Source organism: Mycobacterium rhizamassiliense, from assembly GCF_900157375.1.
GTDB classification, from domain to species: domain Bacteria; phylum Actinomycetota; class Actinomycetes; order Mycobacteriales; family Mycobacteriaceae; genus Mycobacterium; species Mycobacterium rhizamassiliense.
Map to the genome: position 1 here is coordinate 833,389 of NZ_LT721901.1, position 20,839 is coordinate 854,227.

Here is a 20,839-nt window from a genome sequence, read left to right on the forward strand (position 1 = left end):
TCATGCGAGCCAAGCCGCCGCCTCCGTGGCCCAATAGGTCAGCACGATATCGGCGCCGGCGCGGCGGATGCCGATCAGCGATTCCAGCGCGGCGGCACGCTCGTCGATCCAGCCGTTGGCGGCCGCGGCGCGAATCATCGCGTACTCCCCCGACACTTGGTAGGCGGCAACCGGCACCGGCGAGATCGCGGCCGCGGCCGCCACCACGTCGAGGTAACTCATCGCGGGCTTGATCATCACGATGTCGGCGCCCTCGTCGAGATCCAGCTCGACCTCGCGCAGCGCCTCGCGGATGTTGCCCGGCTCCTGCTGGTAGGTGCGCCGGTCGCCGGACAGGCTCGAGCTGACGGCCTCGCGGAACGGGCCGTAGAACGCCGAGGCGAACTTCGCGGCGTAGGCCAGGATCACCACGTCGCTGTGACCCTCGGCGTCCAGACCGTCGCGGATAGCGGCCACCTGGCCGTCCATCATGCCGCTCGGCCCCACCACGTGAGCGCCCGATTCCGCTTGTGCCACAGCAAGTTTCACGTACCGCGCCAGGGTGGCGTCGTTGTCGACGCGGCCACGCGCGTCGAGGACGCCGCAGTGCCCGTGGTCGGTGAACTCGTCCAGGCAGGTATCGGCCATCAGCACGGTGGCGTCGCCGAGATCCTTCGCCAGGTCGCGCAGCGCGACATTGAGGATGCCGTCGGGGTCGGTGCCGGCCGAACCGGCCGCGTCCTTGTCCTGCTCGCGGGGCACGCCGAACAGCATCAGCCCGCCCACCCCGGCGGCGACGGCATCGGCCGCCGCGCTGCGCAGCGAATCGCGGGTGTGCTGCACCACGCCGGGCATGGACGCAATCGGCGACGGTTCGTCGATGCCGTCGGCGACGAACATCGGCAACACCAAATGCCTTGGCTCCAAAGATGTTTGCGCCACCAATCGGCGCAACGCCGCTGTACTGCGGAGCCGGCGCGGGCGTTGCCGGGGGTAAGGCACTACCGCCTGCGGCTCTTCTTACGCGGCGGTGGCAGCGCGCCCTCGGCGCGCAACCGTGCGGCATGCTCGGCCAGCGCGTCGACCAGTGGGCCGATGGCCGCCGTCTCGGGCTGAACGTCGACCCGCAAACCGAATTCGGCTGCGGTCTCGGCGGTCTTGGGCCCGATGCACGCAATGATGGTGCGCGCGTGGGGCTTACCCGCGATGCCGACCAGGTTCCGCACGGTCGAGCTCGACGTGAAGCACACCGCGTCAAAGCCGCCCGTCTTGATCATCTCGCGGGTGGCCGCCGGCGGCGGCGCTGCGCGCACCGTCCGGTACGCGGTGACATCCTCGATCTCCCAACCACGTTCGCGCAGACCCTCGGCCAGCGTCTCGGTCGCGATGTCGGCGCGCGGCAGCAGGACACGGTTCACCGGGTCGAAAATGCTGTCGTAGTCCGGGAAGTCGTCGAGCAGGCCTAAAGAGGACTGCTCGCCGGCCGGCACCAGCTCGGGGCTGATGCCGAACGCACGGACCCGGTCGGCCGTCGACTCGCCGACGCAGGCGATCTTCACGCCGGAGAACGCGCGGGCGTCCAGGCCGAATTCGCCGAACTTCTCCCAGACCGCGCGCACCGCGTTGGTGGAGGTGAACACCACCCACTGGAAGCGGCCGTCCACCAATCCCTTGACGGCACGCTCCATTTGGGCGGGGCTGCGCGGCGGCTCGACCGCGATGGTCGGCACCTCGATCGGCAGCGCGCCGTACGAGGTGAGCCGCTCGCTCATCTCCCCGGCCTGGTCCTTGGTGCGCGGCACCAACACGGTCCAGCCGTACAGCTCGCGGCTCTCCCACCAGTTCAGCTTCGCGCGGCTGGTCACCGTCTTGCCGATGGTGACCACAAGTGGGCCGGTCAGCGGACCCGCCGGGTTGGCGCCGCCGTCGAGCACGCCCGGGTCGGTCAACCCGTGCAGCGTGGTCTCGACCGAACGCTGCTGACACGTGGTGCCCTGCGCGGTCACCACGCACGGCGTGGTCTCGGACAGCTCGTGCTCGATCAGGGTGCGGGCCGCTTCGGCCAGGTGCGACGCGGTGGCCTGCAGGATCAGCGGCCCCGGGGCCGCGGCCAGCGCCTCCCAGTCGACGTCGCCGCGCACGTCGGCCACGGTGTGCGAGGAGCCCAGCGGCAGCCCCGCGTAGGTCGGCACGGCGCTGGTGGCGGCCAGACCAGGCACGATCTCCACGTGCAGGTGGCTGCGCGTGACGGCGTTCACCTCGGTGGTGACCGCGTCGAGCGTCAGCGGGTCACCGGCCACGAGGCGCACCACATCGCATCCCGTTCGGGCCTCGGCGACCAGCGTCTTGGCCACCTCGGCGGGTTCACCCAGCGCCGGACGGATGTCGGGGCCGCCGGTGATCACCGCGGGCGAGGCGGGGCCCGAATCGCCGCTGTCGGCTCCGTCGGCGGGCGCGGGCACCGGTTCGGCGGGCGCGGGGCCGGAAACCGGCGGCAGGTCCTTACCGATCAGCGCCAGCACCGGCTCGGGCACGTCGGGGTCGATGAACACCAGGGCCGCGTTGGTCAGTACCGCCGCGGCCTTCGTGGTCAACAATCCCGGATCGCCCGGGCCGGAGCCCACGAACGTGATGCGGCCCGGTCTCGGCTTACGCCCTCGCGTCGTCATTGTCGCTCCCAACACATCCCTTTGTGACGTCATTTAGTTCTCGTGCGCGGGGTCCTGCCGCGCATTGCCGATCAGCTCCCCGGCGCCCAACTCGAGCAACTCCGCAGCCACGGAGAGCCCCAGCTCTCGTGCCCGATCGGGAGTGCCGATGCCGGACGCGCGGATCACATCGGATCCATCCAGCGCCGCCACGCAGCCGCGCAGCGACAACTCTTCGAAGATCCGGCCGTCCTCATCAATGGACTCGACCACCTCGGCGATCGCTCCCACCGGTGCGGAGCAGCCCGCCTCCAGTTCGGCCAAGAGGGCTCGCTCGGCAGTGACCGCCGCTCGCGTGTCGGCGTCGTCGAGCTCCGCCAGCACTGCCACCAGGCCGCTGTCACCGGCACGGCATTCAACGGCGAGCGCGCCCTGAGCCGGTGCTGGCAACATTTGCACCGGCTCTAGCGTCTCGGTGACATCAGCGAGACGGCCCAGGCGGGCCAGACCGGCCCGGGCCACCACGATGGCGTCAAGATCACCACTGCTTACCCTGTTCAACCTGGTATCTAGGTTGCCTCGTAGGGGGCGGATTTCCAAACCGAGACCCAATGCTCTAAGCTGCGCGGCCCGCCGCGGGGACGACGTCCCTACCAGCGAACCTGCCGGCAGCTCCCCGAGCACCAGCCCGTCGCGCGCCACCAGCGCGTCGCGCGGGTCGTTGCGGGTGGGTATGGCCGCCAGCGTGAACCTCGGGTCCTCGGCCGTCGGCAAATCCTTGTGCGAGTGGACAGCCGCGTCCACGCGGCCGTCCTCGATGGCCTCCCGCAGCGCCGTCGTGAACACCCCGACGCCCAGACTTTCGATGGGCGCCGAGGACCGGTCGCCCGCCGTGCTGATGATCACCAGCTCGGCGGGGTGACCATTGGCGATCAGGGCGTCCTTGACGTGGCCGGCCTGAGTCGTGGCCAGCAGACTGCCCCGCGTGCCGATTCGGATCACGTGCGCCAATAGGTTACTCGGCAGACTGGGTCGGGCCGGCCGGCAAGCCGGCAGCGCCGTGCGTGCCCGCGTCGAATCCCGTTGGCATCGCTGGCAGTTCACCAGCGGTGGCGACGGCGTCGACCGACGTCTGGTCAAGTTCGAACAGTTCGCGCAGGGCTTCGGCGTAGCTGTCGCCGCCGGGCGCACTGGCCAGCTGCTTGATGCGCACCGTGGGCGCGTGCAGCAGCTTGTCCACCACCCGGCGGACCGTGCGCGCCACCTCCTCGCGCTGGGCGTTTTCCAGACCGGGCAGCCGGTTCTCCAGCCGCAGCAGCTCGGCCTCGACGACGTCAGCGGCGCGCTGGCGCAGCGCCGTCACCGTCGGGGTCACCTCGGCCATCCGCTGTCCCGCCAGGTAGGCCGCGACCTCAGTGGCCACGATGCGGCGGCCGGCGTCGACGTCGGAGGCCGCGGCATGGGCAGCGGGCTCGCGCTGGATGCGGTCCACGTCGACGACCCAGACGCCCGGCAGGCCCGCCACGGCTGGGTCGACGTCGCGCGGCATGCCGAGGTCGCAGATCACCAACGGCTGGGCCGCCTCGTCGCGGCGGCCGGCGGCCAGCGCGTGGTGTACGTCGGCCAGCGACACCACCGGGCTCACCGCTCCGGTGCAGCTGACGACGATGTCGGCGGCGGCCAGCGCGTCGTCCAGCCGGTCCAGCGTCATCGCCTGGGCCTGCACGCCCGCCTCGCGGATCTTGCGGGCCAGGCGCTGCGCGCGCGGCAGCGACCGGTTGAGCACCAGGACGTCGGAGATGCCGGCGCGGATCAGGTGGTTCGACGACAGGGCGCCCATCGCGCCGGCGCCGACCACCACGGCCGTCCTGCCCGCCAGGCCGTCCAGCTTGCGTTCGGCCATGCCCAGCGCGACCGACACGACGGAAGCGCCGGCGGCATCGATGCCCGTCTCGGAATGCACCCGCTTGCCGACCGACAGCGCGCGCTGAGCAAGCTCATGCAGCACGCGGCCCACCGTTTGGTTCGTCTCGGCGGTGGCATAGGCGCGTCGGACCTGGCCAAGCACCTGCTGCTCGCCGATCACCGCCGAATCCAGGCCGCTGGCCACCGCGAACAGGTGCTCGACGGCGGCCTCGCTGTAGCGGACGTAGGCGTATTTAGTCAGATCGGCCATCGACATGCCGGAATGATCCGACAGCACCTGCCCGACGGCGGCCAATCCGCCGTGGAACGCGTCGACCACCGCATAGACCTCGACGCGGTTGCAGGTGGACAGCACCATCGCCTCGGTCACCAGCGGGGACTGCAGCACGCGATCGACGATCTTGATCTGATCGGATTCGTCGATGCTGAGTTGTTCCAGGACGGAGACCGGCGCACTGCGGTGCGAAACCCCGAAGAGCAAGATGCTCACGGCAGCATCACCTGGCCAGCTCCCTTGCTTCCAGCAGTAACTGAACTGGTGTCTACGGTAAACGTTTCTTCGCTGGGCTACCAAATATTGAGTCCACGGCCACCCCGCCCGGGGCCCGCGGCGCTATCGCGCCAGGTCGGCGCGCAGCCGCGGCTCGTCGAGCTCCCAGTAACTGTGCTCGCGGCCGTCCAGCAGGACCACCGGCAGGCGATCGCCGAACTCGGCCCGCAGCCCCGAGTCGCCCGCCCGCGCGGCGGCGTCGACGTCGGTGGTCGACAGGTCGAAATCCAGCTCACCGGCCAGCTCGGCCAGCCGCGCGTACACCCCCGCGCAGATCGTGCAGCCGTCGCGGGTAAGCAGCTGCACCTGGGGCCGGCTCATGTGACCAGTGTGCAGTGGCGGTGGCCCAGGGTGAATTGTGGGCGGTACCGGCAATCGCTACGTTTCGGCTATGGCCGCCGCCGACAACCTGCGCGTCGATCCCCAGGTGATGCAGGGGTTCGCGCAGGGCCTGACCGGCGCGGCCGAGTCGCTGCGCAATCGCCTCTCCGAACTCGACGGCCAGGTCGGCGAGATGCTCGGCGGCTGGCGCGGCGGGGCCGGCGACGCCTACGGCTCCGCGTGGGAACTGTGGCACCGCGGCGCCGCCGAGGTCGAGCTGGGCTTGTCGATGCTGGCCAAGTCGGTCGCGCAGGCCGACAAGGCATATCAGCAAAACGATGCAGGCTCCGCGCAGACGATGCGGCAGGTGCACGGTGGCTGAGGCATTCGAGGTCAATCCCGACGCGCTGGCCGAAGCGGTACAGCGGATAGCGGACTTCCAGCGCTACGCCGAGAGCATGATCTCCGAAATCGACTCCATGGTAAGCAATTTGCACATGACGTGGACGGGTGAGGGCGCGACGGCCCACGCCGAAGCGCACCGACACTGGGCCCACGGCGAGGCGATGATGCGTGAGGCGCTGGGTCAATTGCGCGCCATCGCCCACACCGCGCACGCCAACTACACCGGCGCCATGGCCAAGAACATGAGCATGTGGTCGTGAGCTGATGGCGCCGCCGCTGGTTGTCGACCCTGCGGCCCTCGACAAAGCGGGCTCCGAAGTGGTCACGGCCGGCGAGGGTTTGGGCTCGGTCATCTCCACACTGATCGCCACGCTGTCGGGATGTTCCGGGATGGCCGGCGACGATCCCGCCGGCATCGAGGTCGGCCACACCTACGACAATTCAGCGGCCAAGCTCGTGCAGGCCATGCTCGCCACCCGAAATGGATTGTGCGGTGTCGGCTTTGGCGTTCGGATGTCGGCGCTCAACTACTCGCTCGCCGAAGCACACTCCAACGTTTCCGGTCACGACGGCGCACTTTCCACACCCGCCGTGCCGGGTCCCATGTCGTCGGTGTCGGTACCATCGTCGGTCGGCTCCGGCATTGGGGCGCCGGCGGGCTGGGGTTGGGTCGCCCCGTACATCGGAATGATTTGGCCGACAGCGGATTCCGGGAAGTTACGCGCCGCGGCCGCCGCATGGACCGCGGCTGGCACGCAGTTCGGGCTCGCCGAGATCATGGGGACGGGCGCCCGATGGGAGCCATTCGCGCCCAACAGATTCCAGAAGGCCCAGCCATAGACCATGCCTTCACTGCGGCCTATACCAGCACCACCGGGATCGTGCAGCAGTGCCAAAAGGTCGCGGCCCAGCTCACCAGTTATGCGGCCAAGGTCGACAAGGTGCACGCCGCGATCCTGGATCTGCTGGCCCGCATCTGCGACCCCCTGACCGGAATCAAAGAGGTCTGGGAATTCCTGACCGACGAAGACGAAGACGAGATCAAGATGATCGCCGACGACATCCGCACGGTGGTCGATCAGTTCAAGTCCGAGGTCGAAGCCCTGGGCCGCGGGATCTCGTCGGTCCTCTCCGAGGCGGAAACGATCCTCACCACGATGGGTGACTACGCCGCGAAGCAGTGGGATCAGTTCCTGCACACCACCGACGTGGGCCGGGTCATCAATCAAATCGGCCACTTCAACAAGAACTTCTGGACCGAGGGCGCCAACACCGTCGTCGGGCTCTGGAAGATCTCCCAATTTCGCCTGCTGATCGACCCGATCGGCTACGCGAGAGATATGGAAGGGATGGTCGAGGGAGCCGCGCCGCTCGTCGGCCTGGGCCCGGATAATTCACCGTCGGTGTTCGATTCGTGGGAGGCGCTGGGTAAGGAAGTCTCGCATTGGGAGCAGTGGAAGACCGATCCGGTCGGGGCCGCCGGCGCGTCCGCTTTCGACCTCGCCACGTTGGCCCTGCCCGGCGGCCCGCTGTCCAAGCTGCCTACAAAAGCCCGCGCGCTCGCCGATGTGATCAAGGGCTTGAAGAAGCCGCGGGAGTTGCCCATACCCAAGGTCGATCCGCCCGCCGCGAAGCCACCGGTCGAACCGAAACCGCCGGCTGACGCTCCGCCTCCCACGGGTCCGAAGCCGCCAGAGCCTGGCCCCACATCGCCGGAGCCGGGCCGCCCCGCGCCCACCCCGCCACCCAAGCCGGGGCCAGGTGAGGGGCCGGTGCCGCATGGCCCGGTCGAATCCAGGCCGCAGGCTGGCACGACGCCCCACACCGGGGAGCCGAAACCCGTTGGGGCTCCGCCAGAATCGGCCAGGCCTCCGATGTCGGCACCGGCCGAGCACCCGCCCGCACCGCATCCGCACGAGGCCGTCCCAGCGCGGGTGCCAGCCCCCGCAGCTTCCGCGCCCGCGGCAGCTGCCCCGCATTTGCCCGAGCCGCCGTCACTGCCCACGGCGCCGTCGGGCGGCCTTCCGGGCGAGACGCCTGGGACGGGGATACCGCATGGCGGGGAGCCCGGCCCACACGAACCGCCTCACCCCACCGACAAGACGCCGTCTGGTCCGGGCGACGGCGGCACGCCGCATGAACCGCCGCGTCCTCCCGACAGCACGCCGCCGCATGAACCACCGCACCCCCCTGACGACACGTCACACCAACCCGGCGATGGTCAGCCGCCAGCCGACGCCAATGACCCCGCCCCCGTCGACGCCGATCCAGGCCGACCCGAATTCACTCTGACCAACCCGCTGGAGCACTTGTCAGACAAGCTCCTGGCACTATCCGAACAGCACCTGACTGGAAGCGGCGAGACGGTACTCGGGCCGTTTAGCCCTCTTAGGGGCCAGTCCTACATCGAGGTCGCGCTGCAACACGGAGCCAGTTACTTCGATATCGGTGACGCATGGAATGCAGCGACCCCCACCGAACGACTCGCTGCAAATCAGCATGTACTCGACATGGCCATCGCGAACGGTGACACTGTCACCCTGTCCGTGCCATTCGATATGGTGGAACCAAACACATTTACGGCGGCTGAAATCAGGTATCTGGAATTGCATGGATATCACCAGATGAACGACACCACATGGATTCCACGCGGTGGAGGAAGTGGAAAATGAAAACACTCTTAGAGTACTTTTTGGAATATTTTGATGTCTTATACCTGGACCCCCGCTATCGCATTACGGATTCGAAGACGACCGGTGTGGCATCAAACAATGCGTCACTGTCGATCACCGGGCCGACACTTAGTTGGGATCTGGTCAATGACAAGGGTCAGATCCTGCTTGGTGTAGCGCCCACTGCGCTCGCAACACCAGACAACTGGTTCACCGTATCTCTCATCAAACAGTACTTATCTGGCCAAGGCGAGATCGAATATTCTTCCGCAGCGGATGAAATCACCTGGGTTCGGACGAACGGTGAACGCGTTGAAGAATTGTTTTCAGATGGCTCCCAGCTCGAGACCATATGTGAGACGCTGAGATCACTACGACGCTCCAATGCGGACCGGTACTGGACGCAATGGCGAGAGCAACAGGGGCTTTCTTAACGTCATTGCTGACTGCATCTATGTTCGAATCTGAACCAGGCGAAGAGAGTCAAATCACACGACATCAGGATCGAACGGGCCCAACAAACAGACGTAGTGCGGCATGTGCCTTCGCGGCCGGCGATGCTCGCCGAGCAACCGTGCCAACGATGCCACCGCCAACCAACATCGAGCGCCGTGGCGCGCTGGCGAGGCTAGGCCCAGAGCCGTCAAGCTCGCCTCAACACCTGCCGGATAGGGTTGATATCGGCCGCGCGAACACCCCTTCGGCCACCGGACGGCACTGCGATCTAGGAGGTTTGCGATGACTTCCTCTGAGTCGGATGAGACGAGCAGCGCAGAACCCACCAGTCGCGTCGAGCTGGAATCCGTAGCGGCCAACGCCAGCGCCGCCCGCGCCCTCGAAGGCCTGCAGGCGGAGACTGCCGCGGGCGAAGGCCCGCAACCCCCGATCGATCTGACCGCCGCCGCGTTCTTCGACGTGGACAACACCCTGGTGCAGGGTTCCTCGGCCGTGCACTTCGGACGCGGGCTGGCCGCTCGCGACTACTTCACCTATCGCGACGTCGTCGGATTCATCTACGCCCAGGCCAAGTTTCAGCTGCTCGGCAAGGAGAACAGCAACGACGTCGCCGCCGGCCGACGCAAGGCGCTCGCGTTCATCGAGGGCCGCTCGGTCGAGCAACTGGTCGCCCTCGGCGAGGAGATCTACGACGAGATCATCGCCGACAAGATTTGGGCCGGCACCCGCGAACTCACCCAGATGCACCTCGATGCCGGCCAGCAGGTGTGGCTGATCACCGCGACGCCGTACGAACTCGCGGCGACCATCGCCCGCCGGCTCGGCCTGACCGGGGCCTTGGGCACCGTCGCCGAGTCGGTCGACGGCACGTTCACCGGCCAACTCGTCGGCGACATCCTGCACGGCCCCGGTAAGGCGCACGCGGTGCGCTCGTTGGCCATCCGCGAGGGGCTCAACCTCAAACGCTGCACCGCCTACTCCGACAGCTACAACGACGTCCCGATGCTGTCGCTGGTGGGCACCGCCGTCGCCATCAATCCCGACGCGCGCCTGCGTGCGCTGGCCCGCGAACGGGGCTGGGAAATCCGCGACTTCCGGACCGCCCGCAAGGCGGCCCGGATCGGCGTGCCGTCGGCCCTGGCGCTGGGCGCGGCGGGCGGTGCGCTTGCAGCGCTGGCGTCGAAGCGCCAATCACGCTGATAAGCTGCGCCGCTAGCACACAGTCGAGGGGAAGCACACCGACATGTCAGTAGTTCCAGAAGGCGCCCAGGCGCTCATCGGCAGCCACTACCGAGCGCCGGATTACTTCGAGGTCGGACGCGAAAAGATCCGGGAGTTCGCACAGGCCGTCAAAGACGACCACCCGATGCACTTCAGCGACAGCGACGCGGCCGACGCGGGATACCCCACGTTGGTGGCCCCGCTGACTTTCCTGGCGTTCGCCGGCCGGCGCGTGCAGCTGGAGATCTTCACCAAGTTCGACATCCCGATCAACCTCGCCCGGGTGCTGCATCGCGACCAGAAATTCACCTTCCACCGGCCGATCGTGGCCCACGACAAGTTGTACTTTGACACCTATCTAGACTCGGTGACGGAGTCCCATGGCGCCGCCATCGTTGAGATCCGCAGCGAGATCACCGACGCCGAGGGGAACCCGGTAGTCACCAGCATCGTCACGATGCTCGGTGAAGCCTCACATCCAGACGCGCGCGCTGAAGAAACCGTCGCCGCCGTTGCATCCATTTCTGCGCGAAAGTAGGGTCAAGCCAATGACTTCACAGGGGGAAACGGGTGGCACCAAACTAAAGCCACCAGTCCAAGCGGTCCGGTCCCACTACGACAAGTCGAACGAGTTCTTCAAGCTCTGGCTTGACCCGTCGATGACATACAGCTGCGGTTACTTCGACGAGAATCCCGACCCGCAGAACCTGACCAAGACACTCGAAGAGGCGCAGTTTGCCAAGCGCAAGCTCGCTCTGGACAAACTCAACCTCGAGCCTGGCATGACGGTGCTGGACATCGGCAGCGGCTGGGGCTCGACGATGCGCCACGCGGTGGCCGAGTACGACGTCAACGTCATCGGCCTGACGCTCAGCGAGAACCAGTACGCCCACTGCGTGGCCGAGTTCGACAAGATGGACAGCCCGCGCCGCAAAGAGGTGCGGATTCAGGGCTGGGAGGAATTCCCCGGCGACGAACCGATCGACCGCATCGTGTCGCTGGGCGCCTTCGAGCACTTCGCCGACGGCGCCGGTGACGCCGGATACGAGCGTTACGCCACGTTCTTCAAGAAGTACTACGACCTGCTGCCCGACGACGGCCGGATGCTGCTGCACAGCATCGTGGTGCCCACCGCCGAGCAGGGCAAGGCAATGGGCCTGAAGATCAACATGACCCTGCTGCGGTTCATCAGCTTCATCCTGAAGGAGATCTACCCCGGCGGGAAGTTGCCTCAGGTCGACCTGGTCGACAAGTACTCGACCGACGCGGGCTTCAAGATCGATCGCCACCACTTCATCGGGAAGAACTACGTCCCGACGTTGACGGCCTGGGGCGACGCCCTCGAGGCGCACAAGGACGAGGCGATCGCCCTGAAGGGCCAGGAGACCTACGACATCTACCTGAAGTACTTGCGTGGGTGCTCGGACCTGTTCCGCGACGGCTACACCAACGTCTGCCAGTTCACACTGGTCAAGTAACGCTTGCACGCACGAGCGCCCCGGTGCCATTGGCGCCGGGGCGCTTGTCTGTCTGCAATCGAAAGACTCAGCCCAGGAAGACGTTGCGGCGCCCGGCGAGCAACCGGTAGAGCGTCTGCTGGATCGTCTCGCGCACCTGGTCGGTCAGCTCGAAGGTGACCATCGGGTCTTCGGCGTCGGAAGCGCCGTAGTCGCTGGTGTGGATCGGCTCGCCAAAGGCGATGTGCCACTTGGACGGCAGCGGCAGCAGGCCCGCCGGCCCGGCCAGCGGGAACAGCGGCGTGATCGGGAAATAGGGCAGGCCGAACAGCCGCGCCAGCAGTTTGACGTCGGTGAGCATCGGATAGATCTCTTCGGAGCCGATGATCGAGCAGGGGATGATCGGCGCCTTGGTCCGCAGGGCCGCCGTCACGAAGCCGCCGCGGCCGAACCGCTGCAACCGGTAGCGGTCCTCGAAGCGCTTGCCCAGGCCCTTGTAGCCCTCGGGGAACACCGCGGTGAGCTCGCCGGCGGCCAGCAACCGATGCGCGTCGGTGGTGCAGGCCATGGTGTGCCCCGCCTTGCGGGCCGCCTCGCCGACCAGCGGCAGGTCGAACACCATGTCGGCCGCCAGCAGTCGCATGTCGCGCTGCGCGGGGTGCTCGTCGTGCACGGCCACCGACAGCATCAAGCCGTCGAACGGCAACACCCCGGCGTGATTGGCCACCAGAAGCGCGGCGCCCTCGGTCGGCAGGTTCTCGATGCCGCTGACTTCAACGCGGAACCACGACTTGAAGAAGAACCTCAGCAGGGGTCGGACGATGGCGTTGTTGAAGTGCGGGTCGAAGCCGAACTCGTCGACGGTGTAGTCACCGGTCAGCCGCTTCCGGAGAAACTCGGCGACTGCCGCGACTTGCTGGGCACGCTCGTTGAGTGGCCCCTCGGTTGGCGAAGCCGAACCCGCGACACGCCGGTGCTCGTCGATCTCGCGGACGACGGCCGCGATCTGCTCAGCCGATGCACGGCCGTGCGGATCGGAAAGTAAGGACGGATGCTGACGCGCAGCATCAGCACGTTGATCGGCTCTCCGGCGGGCTGCGACGCGACCCCTATTGCTGTGCAGGGGAATGACATTCGCTCTGTTTTCACCCGCCACGATATCTACCTGACCCCACCCCATGGAATTGGATTTCGGCTTCCCCAGCGCTGCGCTAAGGCTATGGCGCGACCCTCCAAGGAGCGTACCCGATGTGGGTCGATTATGGGAGTTAGGCTGCGGCCACGCACGTAGTCATCGAAGGCCTCGGCGGTCGGCCATTTCGGCTGGTAATCGAGCTCGGAACGCATCCGCGCGGTGTCCATGACGCGGCCGAAACTCAAGTAATTGAACTGGTCGCGATTGATCTCGGTATAACGGTTAGCCCGTCTCAGTGAATCCAGGGCCCAGACCCCAAAACCCGGTACTGGCAACGGAATTCGGCCCGCCCGGCGGATCGCCTGCGACAGCATCATGATGCCGTCGGCGCCGATGTTGAACGTTCCGGCCTTGCCGGCCATGGCGGCGCGCTCCAGCGCGCCCAGCGCATCCTGCTCGTGCAGCAGCTGCAATCGGGCGTCCCGGCCGAACATCGTCGGGACCACCGGCCCGGCCAGGTACCGCGACAGCGTGGTGTCCATCGCGGGCCCGATCATGTTCGCCAGCCGCAGGATGCTCACCGCGATATCGGGCCGGCGCCGGCCCAGCCCCCGCGCATAGCCCTCGATGTCGAGGCTGTCCTTGGCGAAGCCGCCGCGGATGGGCCGGCGGCTGGTGCTGTCTTCGGTGAACATCACCGGGTCGTGTGCGCTCGACCCGTAGACCTCAGAGGTCGACTTCAGCACGACGCGGCGCACCGAGGGCGCCTTCTGGCAGGCCGCGAACAACTGCATCGCGCCCATCACGTTGAGTTCCTTCAACGCCGCGGTCCCACCGGAACGGGGGGCGTAGGACGCCGCGGCTGCATGCACCACCGTGTCGACGTCGCCGTTGCGAATCACCTTGGCGATGAACGGGTTTCGGATGTCGGCGCGCACAAACTCGGCGCGGCCCATCCGGCGCAGCATGTCCTTGCTCGGGGCAATGGCGTCCACCGCGATCACCGTGTTGATCAACGGGTTCTGCGCCAACCGGGCGGTCAGGTAGCCGCCGAGAAACCGGCACGCCCCCGTCACCAACACCACCTTGGGATAGTGCATGGTGTCGCCGGCGGTCTCGCCGGTTCCGGCGCCATCCCCGCTCGAAGCATCCACGCGAACAGCCTAACGGCCGCGGCCCACGGCGGCGTGACAGCAGCGCGCCGCGCGGCGAGTCCGGGAGGTACGCGGAGTGGGGCTTACTTGCCGAGTTTTCTGCGCTGCACTCGAGTGCGACGCAGCAGTTTGCGGTGCTTCTTCTTCGACATACGCTTGCGCCGCTTCTTGATTACTGAACCCATGAACTCCGCTATCTAACCCGTGACTGGTCTCAAGATTTACCTAAGGACCTGGCCACTTTACCCGGCGGCTCGCACGAAATACCAACCGGCAGTCGCCGACTCCCCCTGCGCGCGGGTCAGCACCGATCGTCGGTCACTGACGCGCGCCCAGGGTGACGTCGCGCGATGTTTCGATTCAGCCGGCGTCGAAGTACGACGTCTCGAGCATGTCGTGGACGGCCTTCGCGTGAACCCGGAAGGACCGTCCGACCCGCACCGCTGGCAGCTCGCCGTTGTGCACCAAGCGGTAGACCGTCATCTTGGAGACCCGCATGAGGGCCGCCACTTCGGCGACAGTGAGAAATTGTGTTCTCGCCTGCTGGCTATCGAGAGAATCCCGCGGCTTACCTGCGGAATCTCGCGCCGATGGCCCGTTCGTAGACGTCATCGCAACCCAATCGTGTCAGGCCCGCGCAATGCCAGCGGCTTCCCCTCCGCCGGCACCCACACGTGCATACAGAATGGAGAATAGCGGGACTAGTGGGGTTACTGGTACTGGTGGGGGACAATCATTTTGAAATCTTTAAATTATCCGGATGTAATTCTTAGCTGCTCAGAGCGGCTTTTGGCGGCCTGAACGGCGGCGTCGACGGCCGCGCGAAATCCGCCTCGCTCGAGTTCCCGCAGCGCAGCCGCGGTGGTACCGCCCGGCGAGGTCACCGTCGCCCGCAGCTGGGCCGCGGCGGCGTCCGGCCGCGCCCCCGCCGCCTCACCCTCGGCCGGCTGCAGCGCCTGGTCCATTCGGTCCAGCAGCATCGCCGCCGACCCGGCCAGGGTCTGCGCGGTCAGGCTGGTCGCCACCTCCCGGCTCAGCCCGGCCGCCACGCCGGCGTCCACCAGGGCCTCGACCAGCAGGAAGAAGTACGCCGGCCCCGAGCCCGACAGCGCGGTCACCGCGTCCATCTGGGACTCGGGAACGGTCAGCACGCCGCCAACCGCGCCGAACAGCGCCGCGGCGTCGTCGAGCTGCTCAGCACTGGCGAAGCGGCCCTTGGCCAGCGCCGTCACCCCGGCACCCACCAGCATCGCCGCGTTGGGCATCGCCCGGATCACCGGCGTGCCCGCGGGCAGCTTGGACTCGAAGTAGGAGATCGTGATGCCGGCGGCGACGGTGACGAACACCTGCTCGGCGCTGTCGCCCGTGGCCTCGGCCGCGACCTTGACCAGCTCCCCCATCACCGCATCGACGTCGCCCGGCTTCACCGCGACGACGATGACGGCGGCGTTGTCCACGGCCTCGGTCAATGACGTGACCAGCACCTCGTAGGTGTCGGCGAGGTACTTCGCACGCTCGGGTACGCGTTCGGCCACCACCAGGTCCTTGACCTGGTGCCCGGCCCGCAGCAGTCCCGACAGCAATCCTTCGCCGATGCTGCCACCACCGATGATCGCGATTCTTGCCATGCCGGAAAGCATCGCAGACAACCGGCCCGATCGCGGCTACCGGGGCTCTACCGCTCGGCGGGCACCATCGCCAATTGGCGCGATTGCGCGACCAGCCGGCCCAGGCTGTCGACGACGATGTGGTCCTCGTCGAACCAGTCGTGCCCGATCTCCAGGCAGGTGCAGACCACGCGCAACCAGCCGTCGGCGGGCCGGGCCCGCAGGAAGGCCGTCATCTGGATCGTGGGGGCCCAGCCCGTGCGCTCCACGGCGAAGGTCACCGGGGCCGACACGTCGCCGCACATGAGGGCAAAGAGCGGGTCAGGAGCCACGTCGCGGGGTCGCGCCCACATCTGCAGCATCGGCGGCCGCTGGTCGGTCCCGGGCCGCATCGTGGACAGCAGCGGCCGTATTTCGCAGCCCTCGCCCAGGTGCACCAGGCCGGCCAGCGGGTGGCCCGGCCCGATCGGCTCGACGTCGTCGGGCGGTTCCGGCGCCATCAGGTCCACCACCGGATTCGCCGACAGCAGCGGTGCAGTGTCGGCGGACGCAAAGTGCTCAGGCTCGCCGAGGTTGATGACGGCGTGCACCGCCGTGCGGCCGTCCTGCACCAGCTCGACGTCGACCACGCTGATCCGCCTGCCGCGCTTGCGGATCGAGGTCAGCAGCTGCATCGGCCCCGGGTCGGGCGCCCACAGGAAGCTCGCCGAGACCGCCACCGGTTCGTGCCCGGCCTCGACGCAGGCGTGCCGGGCGGCGTTGGCGCACAGCGCCATCATGGCGCCGCCGTGCACCTTGGGACCGATCGTCCAGTGCTTGTTGAGTTCGCCGTCGTAGACGCCGGGCCCGGCCTCCCGCAGGGTCATTGCGGTGGTGAATAACGCGGTCATGGTCTCCTGATGGATCTCGGGAAGCTCAGCGCAGCAGGTGCGTGCGGGCGAACTGCAGCGCCTCGGCGAGCATGGCTTCGCGGTGACTGGCCGAACGCGCGCTCGACGTGGACACCTCGAGGATCACATGGCCCGCGAAGTGGCCGCCGGCCAGCATCTGGCACACCTCGGCGGTGGGCTCGGTGCCGCGCCCGGGCACCAGGTGTTCGTCGGCGGGCAGGCCACTGCCGTCGCACAGGTGCAGGTGCACCAGGCCCGCGCCCATCCGCCTGGCCATGTCCAGCGCGTCGGTGCCGGCCGTCGAGGTGTGCGACAGGTCCAGCGTGTAGTGGGCGTGGTCGCCGTCCAGCGGGTCGTAGGACGGGGCGAACGCCGAGATCCCCGCCCCCGGACCGCCGCCGCGCCTGCGCATCCGTTCCCGCGACTGGTCGGCGCCGAAAAAACGATCGGTCCGGAACGGGAACATGTTCTCCACGGCGACCAGCACGTCGCTGGAGGCCTCCAGCGACGTGACCTGCTCGCTGAATCCGTCGGCGTAGCGCCGCTGCCAACGGAACGGCGGGTGCACGACGACGGTCTGCGCGCCCAGCTCCTCGGCGGCCCGCACGCTGCGTTCCAGCTTGGGAATGGGGTTGGAGCCCCACACCCGCTGCGAGATCAGCAGGCAGGGGGCATGCACCGAGAGCACCGGGACGCGGTAGCGGCGCGACAGCTTCTTGACCGCCTCGATGTCCTGGCTGACCGACTCGCTCCACACCATCAGCTCGACGCCGTCGTAGCCGAGCCGGGCCGCGTATTCGAACGCGGCCTCGGCGCGCAACGGATAGACCGATGCCGTGGATAGGCCGACTTTGATTGCTGGACGCACAGTCTGCGGGTGACGCCTAGCCCGATTGCAACGACAGGACCAGCGGCCCCAGGGTGATCAGCGCCCCGACCGCGACCGCGATCAGCGTGCTGGCGATGTCCTCGGTCTTGCGGACCACCCGCACGCCGGCTACCAGGCCGAGGATGACCAACACCGACAGCACCAGGGCCACCAGGCTGTTCCATCGCCACAGCTGGTCGAAGGCGATGAAGAGCCCGGCGCCGAAGGCGACGGCCAGGATCGACTGCAACACGATCAGGCTGCCGCGCCACAGCGACTCGAATTTGCCGGGTGCCGGCTGGGTATCCGCGGCCAGTGCGCCGCGCTCGCCCTGGCGCTCGACGGCGGCCTCGTCGGCCGGTGCGTCCGCACCCGCGGCGGCACGCTCGTCGCTGCGCCGCCGGGCGACCTCGTCGGCCAGGGTCTGGCCGCCGCCGAACAGGGTCGAATCCGAGGCCGACGCCGAATCCGACGACTGCAGGTAGGACCGGACGTAGGCGGAGTCCTCGGTCTCGAGTTCGGCCTCGCGGACCTCGGAGTCCATCACGTCGACCGGCATGTCGGCGTACTGGTCCAGCGGGTCCGGGCTCATCGTTTCCGCGTCGGACTGCGACCCCGGCTGGCCGGCGCGATCCGCGGCGGGCGCCTTGGCGGGCTCCGGGTGGCGCGGGGGCCGCGGGTAGGGGCTGAGTTCGGGGCCCGCGCGGTTCGGCTGCGGCGGCGACGCGGGCCAGCGCCCCGCGCGGTTCGGCTGCGGCGGCGACGCGGGCCAGCGCGGCTCGGGCTCCGACCAGTAGGCGGGCTTGGGCTGCTCTTCGGCGGCGTCCTCGGACACCGCGTCGTCGGCGGCGGGCGCCGCGGGCGCCGCGGGCTCGGCGACGTCGACGGAGCCGTTAGCGGCGGCCTGCTCGGTCGCGTGCTCGGTCGCGTCGTGCTCGTCGTCACGGATGATCGGCAGCTCGCCGGTCAGCTCTGCGACGGTGACGGCGTCGGCGTCACCGCGCCGCCGGCGGCGCCGCCGGGAAACCGCCGGGGCGCCGATGGTCCCGTTCCTGGCCAGTAGTTCGGCCACCGAGATCGGCCGGGTTCCGGTGCCTTCGGACTCGGGCTGCGGTCCGGTCATGCTTTCTCGCCTTTCGATCGGTGCGAGTTCCGATCACCTGCCTGCCCTCTAGCATCGCGCACCGAAGCGTCAACGAGGGCAGTTCCGTCGGCTTCGCTGTCGAGTTTGCGCAAGATGAGACCTTCCCGTAATGCCCACGGGCAGATATCAACCGTTTCTATCGACAGTGCACGCATACTCGCCTCTGCTACCAGAGCCCCCGCCACGATCTGTGGTGCTCGCTCGGCGCTCACTCCTTCCAGTTCTGCCCGGTCAGCGGTCGTCATCCTAGAGATGAAAGATATGAGTTGCCTGAGGCCGTTGGCGGTCAGCGTGCGCTTCACCCGTGGTCCCGCGGCCGACGGCGCCGCACCGGTGAGCCGCGCCAGCGAGCGGAACGTCTTCGACGTCGCGACCGCCAACTCGGGGCTGCCGGCCTCGAGCACCTCGGCGCTGGCGTCGGCCAGTTCGGCGTCCAGCCAGTCCCGCAGCATCGCCACCCGGCGCCGGCCCGGCGGGTCCTCGGGCAGCCATTCGCGGGTCAACCGCCCGGCGCCCAGCGGCAGCGACAGCGCCACCTCCGGTTCCTCGTCGACGCCGCTGGACAGCTCCAGCGAGCCGCCGCCGATGTCGAGGTTGATGATGCGTCCCGCACTCCAGCCATACCACCGGCGCACGGCGAGGAACGTCAGCCGCGATTCGGCCACCCCAGTCAGCACCTGCAACGCCACTCCGGTTTCCTTGCGGACCCGGGACAGCACGTCGTCGGAGTTTTCGGCGTCCCGGACCGCGGAGGTCGCGAAGGCCATCAGCTCTTCGCAGCCGGAGCTGTCGGCGATCTTGGCGAACTCGTCGATGGTGGAGATCAGCTTCTCGGCGCCGCGCTTGGTCAGTTTGCCCGAGTTGTCGATGGACTCCGCCAGCCGCAGCGTGGCCTTCGTCGAACTCATCGGGGTCGGGTGTCCGCCGCGGTGGGCATCGACCACCAGCAGATGTACCGTGTTGCTCCCCACGTCGAGCACTCCCAATCGCACGCAAAAAACCTATCGTGCGGGGATGCGAACCGTGTTGCGCCCCGCGCGAAAGCGTGGCAATTCACAAGTTGGCGGACCTGGGTGTCTGCGGGGCGAACAGCGGGAATTGTGGTCTAACGTTGCATCCGTGGCGAATTCACACCTTGAACCGGGGCAGGAGGTCGAATTGGATTTCGCCCGCGAATGGGTGGAGTTCTACGACCCGGACAATCCCGAGCACCTCATCGCGGCCGACCTCACCTGGTTGCTGTCGCGCTGGACGTGCGTCTTCGGCACGCCGGCCTGCCGCGGGACGGTGGAGGGCCGCCCGGACGACGGATGCTGCTCGCACGGCGCGTTCCTGTCCGACGACGACGACCGAGCGAAGCTCGACGACGCGGTAACGACACTGACCGACGCCGACTGGCAATTCCGCGAAAAGGGCTTGGGCCGCAAGGGCTTTCTGGAACTCGACGAACACGAGGGCCAGGCCCAGTACCGCACCCGCAAATACAAGGGTGCGTGCATCTTCTTGAACCGGCCCGGCTTCCCCAGCGGCCCCGGCTGCGCGCTGCACAGCAAGGCCCTCAAGCTCGGGGTGGCGCCGCTGACGATGAAGCCCGAGGTGTGCTGGCAATTGCCGATCCGGCGCAGCCAGGAGTGGGTGACGCGGCCCGACGGCACCGAAATCCTGAAGACCTGGGTCACCGAATACGACCGCCGCGGCTGGGGCTCCGGCGGTTCCGATCTGCATTGGTATTGCACCGGGGATCCGGCCGCCCATGTCGGCGCCAAGCAGGTGTGGGAAAGCCTGGCCGACGAACTCACCGAGTTGCTCGGCGCCAAGGCCTACTCGGAGCTGGCCGCGATGTGCAAGCGCCGCAGCAAGCTGGGGCTCATCGCGATCCACCCGGCGACCCGCATCGCCGAGTAGGCGATGCCGATCCCCGATTTCATCGCCGAGCTGCGCCGCGCGGTCGGGCATGCGCCGCTGTGGCTGTCCGGCATCAGCGCCGTGACGATCCGCGACGGAAAAGTGTTGCTGGTCAAGCGATCCGACAACGGCGCCTGGACCGCGGTCACCGGAATCCTGGACCCCGGCGAGAACCCGGCCGACGGCGCCGTCCGCGAGGTGCTCGAGGAGACCGGGGTCACCGTGCGGCCCACCCGGCTCGCGTGGGTGCACGTGACGGGGCCGCGGATGTACCCCAACGGGGATCAGGCCCAGTACCTCGATCACGTGTTCCGGATGGAGTGGTTGGCCGGTGATCCCTACCCCGCCGACGACGAGAGCACCGAGGCGGCCTGGTTCGACCTCGACGAGCTGCCGCCGATGACGGCGGACATGCGCCGGCGGATCGCGTTGAGCGCCACCGACGAAGTCCGCACCGTCTTCGAGACAAGCGGCGAGTTGCCGGTCGATCCACCCGGCTAG

The 20,839-nt window shown here is 67.9% G+C and carries 24 protein-coding genes; 10 read left to right on the forward strand and 14 right to left on the reverse strand.

The annotated features are described in order from the left end of the window. The 5 genes from hemB to MRAB57_RS04165 form a co-directional block, all read right to left on the reverse strand. On the reverse strand, nt 1-981 hold the full coding sequence (gene hemB, locus MRAB57_RS04145) for a porphobilinogen synthase (RefSeq protein ID WP_077086427.1): 981 nt from the start codon (nt 979-981) through the stop codon (nt 1-3). Then, nucleotides 981-2,648, reverse strand: coding sequence for a bifunctional uroporphyrinogen-III C-methyltransferase/uroporphyrinogen-III synthase (locus MRAB57_RS04150; RefSeq protein WP_077086428.1), 1,668 nt, complete (start codon nt 2,646-2,648; stop codon nt 981-983). Before MRAB57_RS04150 ends, hemB begins: the two co-directional genes overlap by 1 nt. Before the next feature lie 33 nt (nt 2,649-2,681). After that, nucleotides 2,682-3,629, reverse strand: coding sequence for a hydroxymethylbilane synthase (hemC, locus tag MRAB57_RS04155; protein ID WP_077086429.1), 948 nt, complete (start codon nt 3,627-3,629; stop codon nt 2,682-2,684). A 13-nt stretch (nt 3,630-3,642) separates the two neighbouring features. Further along, nucleotides 3,643-5,043, reverse strand: coding sequence for a glutamyl-tRNA reductase (locus MRAB57_RS04160; RefSeq protein ID WP_077086430.1), 1,401 nt, complete (start codon nt 5,041-5,043; stop codon nt 3,643-3,645). 123 nt (nt 5,044-5,166) lie between these two features. Next, on the reverse strand, nt 5,167-5,424 hold the full coding sequence (locus MRAB57_RS04165; protein WP_077086431.1) for a glutaredoxin family protein: 258 nt from the start codon (nt 5,422-5,424) through the stop codon (nt 5,167-5,169). Between the two features lie 70 nt (nt 5,425-5,494). Here MRAB57_RS04165 and MRAB57_RS04170 point away from each other — a divergent pair, with 70 nt between their 5' ends. The 8 genes from MRAB57_RS04170 (at nt 5,495) to MRAB57_RS04205 (ending at nt 11,656) form a co-directional block, all read left to right on the forward strand. After that, nucleotides 5,495-5,806 carry a WXG100 family type VII secretion target gene (locus MRAB57_RS04170; protein WP_077086432.1) on the forward strand — a complete coding sequence of 104 codons (312 nt, stop codon included), beginning with the start codon at nt 5,495-5,497 and terminating at the stop codon, nt 5,804-5,806. Continuing rightward, the gene (locus MRAB57_RS04175) at nt 5,799-6,089 is read left to right on the forward strand and encodes a WXG100 family type VII secretion target (RefSeq protein WP_077086433.1); all 291 of its coding nucleotides are present in this window, start codon (nt 5,799-5,801) and stop codon (nt 6,087-6,089) included. Before MRAB57_RS04170 ends, MRAB57_RS04175 begins: the two co-directional genes overlap by 8 nt. A gap of 4 nt (nt 6,090-6,093) precedes the next feature. Continuing rightward, on the forward strand, nt 6,094-6,669 hold the full coding sequence (locus MRAB57_RS04180; RefSeq protein ID WP_077086434.1) for a hypothetical protein: 576 nt from the start codon (nt 6,094-6,096) through the stop codon (nt 6,667-6,669). Between the two features lie 101 nt (nt 6,670-6,770). Then, a complete protein-coding gene (locus tag MRAB57_RS04185; protein ID WP_157900555.1) occupies nt 6,771-8,501 on the forward strand; it encodes a hypothetical protein in 1,731 nt (576 codons plus the stop codon). Then, a complete protein-coding gene (locus MRAB57_RS04190; protein WP_077086436.1) occupies nt 8,498-8,935 on the forward strand; it encodes a hypothetical protein in 438 nt (145 codons plus the stop codon). The genes MRAB57_RS04185 and MRAB57_RS04190 overlap by 4 nt, the downstream gene beginning before the upstream one ends. A 304-nt stretch (nt 8,936-9,239) precedes the next feature. Beyond that, nucleotides 9,240-10,157, forward strand: coding sequence for an HAD family hydrolase (locus MRAB57_RS04195; protein WP_077086437.1), 918 nt, complete (start codon nt 9,240-9,242; stop codon nt 10,155-10,157). A gap of 43 nt (nt 10,158-10,200) precedes the next feature. Next, nucleotides 10,201-10,716: an FAS1-like dehydratase domain-containing protein gene (locus tag MRAB57_RS04200; RefSeq protein WP_077086438.1), complete on the forward strand. Its 516-nt coding sequence runs from the start codon at nt 10,201-10,203 to the stop codon at nt 10,714-10,716. Between the two features lie 10 nt (nt 10,717-10,726). Further along, nucleotides 10,727-11,656: a cyclopropane mycolic acid synthase family methyltransferase gene (locus MRAB57_RS04205; protein ID WP_077086439.1), complete on the forward strand. Its 930-nt coding sequence runs from the start codon at nt 10,727-10,729 to the stop codon at nt 11,654-11,656. 67 nt (nt 11,657-11,723) lie between these two features. On the opposite strand, the gene MRAB57_RS04210 is transcribed toward MRAB57_RS04205, so the two are convergent. The 9 genes from MRAB57_RS04210 to MRAB57_RS04250 form a co-directional block, all read right to left on the reverse strand. Then, entirely contained in the window at nt 11,724-12,815 is a 1,092-nt protein-coding gene (locus tag MRAB57_RS04210) for a lysophospholipid acyltransferase family protein (protein WP_108637878.1), read from the reverse strand. Beyond that, on the reverse strand, nt 12,797-13,870 hold the full coding sequence (locus tag MRAB57_RS04215) for an SDR family oxidoreductase (protein WP_425436804.1): 1,074 nt from the start codon (nt 13,868-13,870) through the stop codon (nt 12,797-12,799). Before MRAB57_RS04215 ends, MRAB57_RS04210 begins: the two co-directional genes overlap by 19 nt. A 137-nt stretch (nt 13,871-14,007) precedes the next feature. Next, nucleotides 14,008-14,109: a 30S ribosomal protein bS22 gene (locus MRAB57_RS04220; protein WP_003402602.1), complete on the reverse strand. Its 102-nt coding sequence runs from the start codon at nt 14,107-14,109 to the stop codon at nt 14,008-14,010. Between the two features lie 175 nt (nt 14,110-14,284). Continuing rightward, nucleotides 14,285-14,536, reverse strand: a complete 252-nt coding sequence (locus MRAB57_RS04225; protein ID WP_077086441.1) for a cell division/environmental response transcriptional regulator — start codon at nt 14,534-14,536, stop codon at nt 14,285-14,287. Nucleotides 14,537-14,676: 140 nt separating this feature from the next. Then, the gene (proC, locus tag MRAB57_RS04230; RefSeq protein WP_173813894.1) at nt 14,677-15,552 is read right to left on the reverse strand and encodes a pyrroline-5-carboxylate reductase; all 876 of its coding nucleotides are present in this window, start codon (nt 15,550-15,552) and stop codon (nt 14,677-14,679) included. A 47-nt stretch (nt 15,553-15,599) separates the two neighbouring features. Further along, nucleotides 15,600-16,421, reverse strand: a complete 822-nt coding sequence (locus MRAB57_RS04235) for a thioesterase family protein (RefSeq protein ID WP_077086443.1) — start codon at nt 16,419-16,421, stop codon at nt 15,600-15,602. Between the two features lie 25 nt (nt 16,422-16,446). After that, nucleotides 16,447-17,289, reverse strand: coding sequence for a sugar phosphate isomerase/epimerase family protein (locus tag MRAB57_RS04240; RefSeq protein ID WP_077086444.1), 843 nt, complete (start codon nt 17,287-17,289; stop codon nt 16,447-16,449). Nucleotides 17,290-17,305: 16 nt separating this feature from the next. Next, nucleotides 17,306-18,412, reverse strand: coding sequence for a hypothetical protein (locus MRAB57_RS04245; RefSeq protein WP_077086445.1), 1,107 nt, complete (start codon nt 18,410-18,412; stop codon nt 17,306-17,308). Further along, nucleotides 18,409-19,425, reverse strand: coding sequence for a Ppx/GppA family phosphatase (locus MRAB57_RS04250; RefSeq protein WP_077086446.1), 1,017 nt, complete (start codon nt 19,423-19,425; stop codon nt 18,409-18,411). The genes MRAB57_RS04245 and MRAB57_RS04250 overlap by 4 nt, the downstream gene beginning before the upstream one ends. A 127-nt stretch (nt 19,426-19,552) precedes the next feature. On the opposite strand from MRAB57_RS04250, the gene MRAB57_RS04255 reads away from it, so the two are divergent. Next, a complete protein-coding gene (locus MRAB57_RS04255; RefSeq protein ID WP_077086447.1) occupies nt 19,553-20,338 on the forward strand; it encodes a DUF3109 family protein in 786 nt (261 codons plus the stop codon). A 3-nt stretch (nt 20,339-20,341) separates the two neighbouring features. Further along, nucleotides 20,342-20,839, forward strand: coding sequence for an NUDIX hydrolase (locus MRAB57_RS04260; protein ID WP_077086448.1), 498 nt, complete (start codon nt 20,342-20,344; stop codon nt 20,837-20,839).

What these genes read in the sequence shown, in the direction of transcription:
- MRAB57_RS04150 (WP_077086428.1), bottom strand. Translation starts at nt 2,648, where the DNA reads ATGACGACGCGAGGGCGTAAGCCGAGACCGGGCCGCATCACGTTCGTG.
- MRAB57_RS04165 (WP_077086431.1), bottom strand. Translation starts at nt 5,424, where the DNA reads ATGAGCCGGCCCCAGGTGCAGCTGCTTACCCGCGACGGCTGCACGATC.
- MRAB57_RS04170 (WP_077086432.1), top strand. Translation starts at nt 5,495, where the DNA reads ATGGCCGCCGCCGACAACCTGCGCGTCGATCCCCAGGTGATGCAGGGG.
- MRAB57_RS04180 (WP_077086434.1), top strand. Translation starts at nt 6,094, where the DNA reads ATGGCGCCGCCGCTGGTTGTCGACCCTGCGGCCCTCGACAAAGCGGGC.
- MRAB57_RS04190 (WP_077086436.1), top strand. Translation starts at nt 8,498, where the DNA reads ATGAAAACACTCTTAGAGTACTTTTTGGAATATTTTGATGTCTTATAC.
- MRAB57_RS04195 (WP_077086437.1), top strand. Translation starts at nt 9,240, where the DNA reads ATGACTTCCTCTGAGTCGGATGAGACGAGCAGCGCAGAACCCACCAGT.
- MRAB57_RS04200 (WP_077086438.1), top strand. Translation starts at nt 10,201, where the DNA reads ATGTCAGTAGTTCCAGAAGGCGCCCAGGCGCTCATCGGCAGCCACTAC.
- MRAB57_RS04205 (WP_077086439.1), top strand. Translation starts at nt 10,727, where the DNA reads ATGACTTCACAGGGGGAAACGGGTGGCACCAAACTAAAGCCACCAGTC.
- MRAB57_RS04210 (WP_108637878.1), bottom strand. Translation starts at nt 12,815, where the DNA reads ATGGGGTGGGGTCAGGTAGATATCGTGGCGGGTGAAAACAGAGCGAAT.
- MRAB57_RS04215 (WP_425436804.1), bottom strand. Translation starts at nt 13,870, where the DNA reads ATGCACTATCCCAAGGTGGTGTTGGTGACGGGGGCGTGCCGGTTTCTC.
- MRAB57_RS04220 (WP_003402602.1), bottom strand. Translation starts at nt 14,109, where the DNA reads ATGGGTTCAGTAATCAAGAAGCGGCGCAAGCGTATGTCGAAGAAGAAG.
- MRAB57_RS04225 (WP_077086441.1), bottom strand. Translation starts at nt 14,536, where the DNA reads ATGACGTCTACGAACGGGCCATCGGCGCGAGATTCCGCAGGTAAGCCG.
- proC (WP_173813894.1), bottom strand. Translation starts at nt 15,552, where the DNA reads ATGGCAAGAATCGCGATCATCGGTGGTGGCAGCATCGGCGAAGGATTG.
- MRAB57_RS04235 (WP_077086443.1), bottom strand. Translation starts at nt 16,421, where the DNA reads ATGACCGCGTTATTCACCACCGCAATGACCCTGCGGGAGGCCGGGCCC.
- MRAB57_RS04245 (WP_077086445.1), bottom strand. Translation starts at nt 18,412, where the DNA reads ATGACCGGACCGCAGCCCGAGTCCGAAGGCACCGGAACCCGGCCGATC.
- MRAB57_RS04260 (WP_077086448.1), top strand. Translation starts at nt 20,342, where the DNA reads ATGCCGATCCCCGATTTCATCGCCGAGCTGCGCCGCGCGGTCGGGCAT.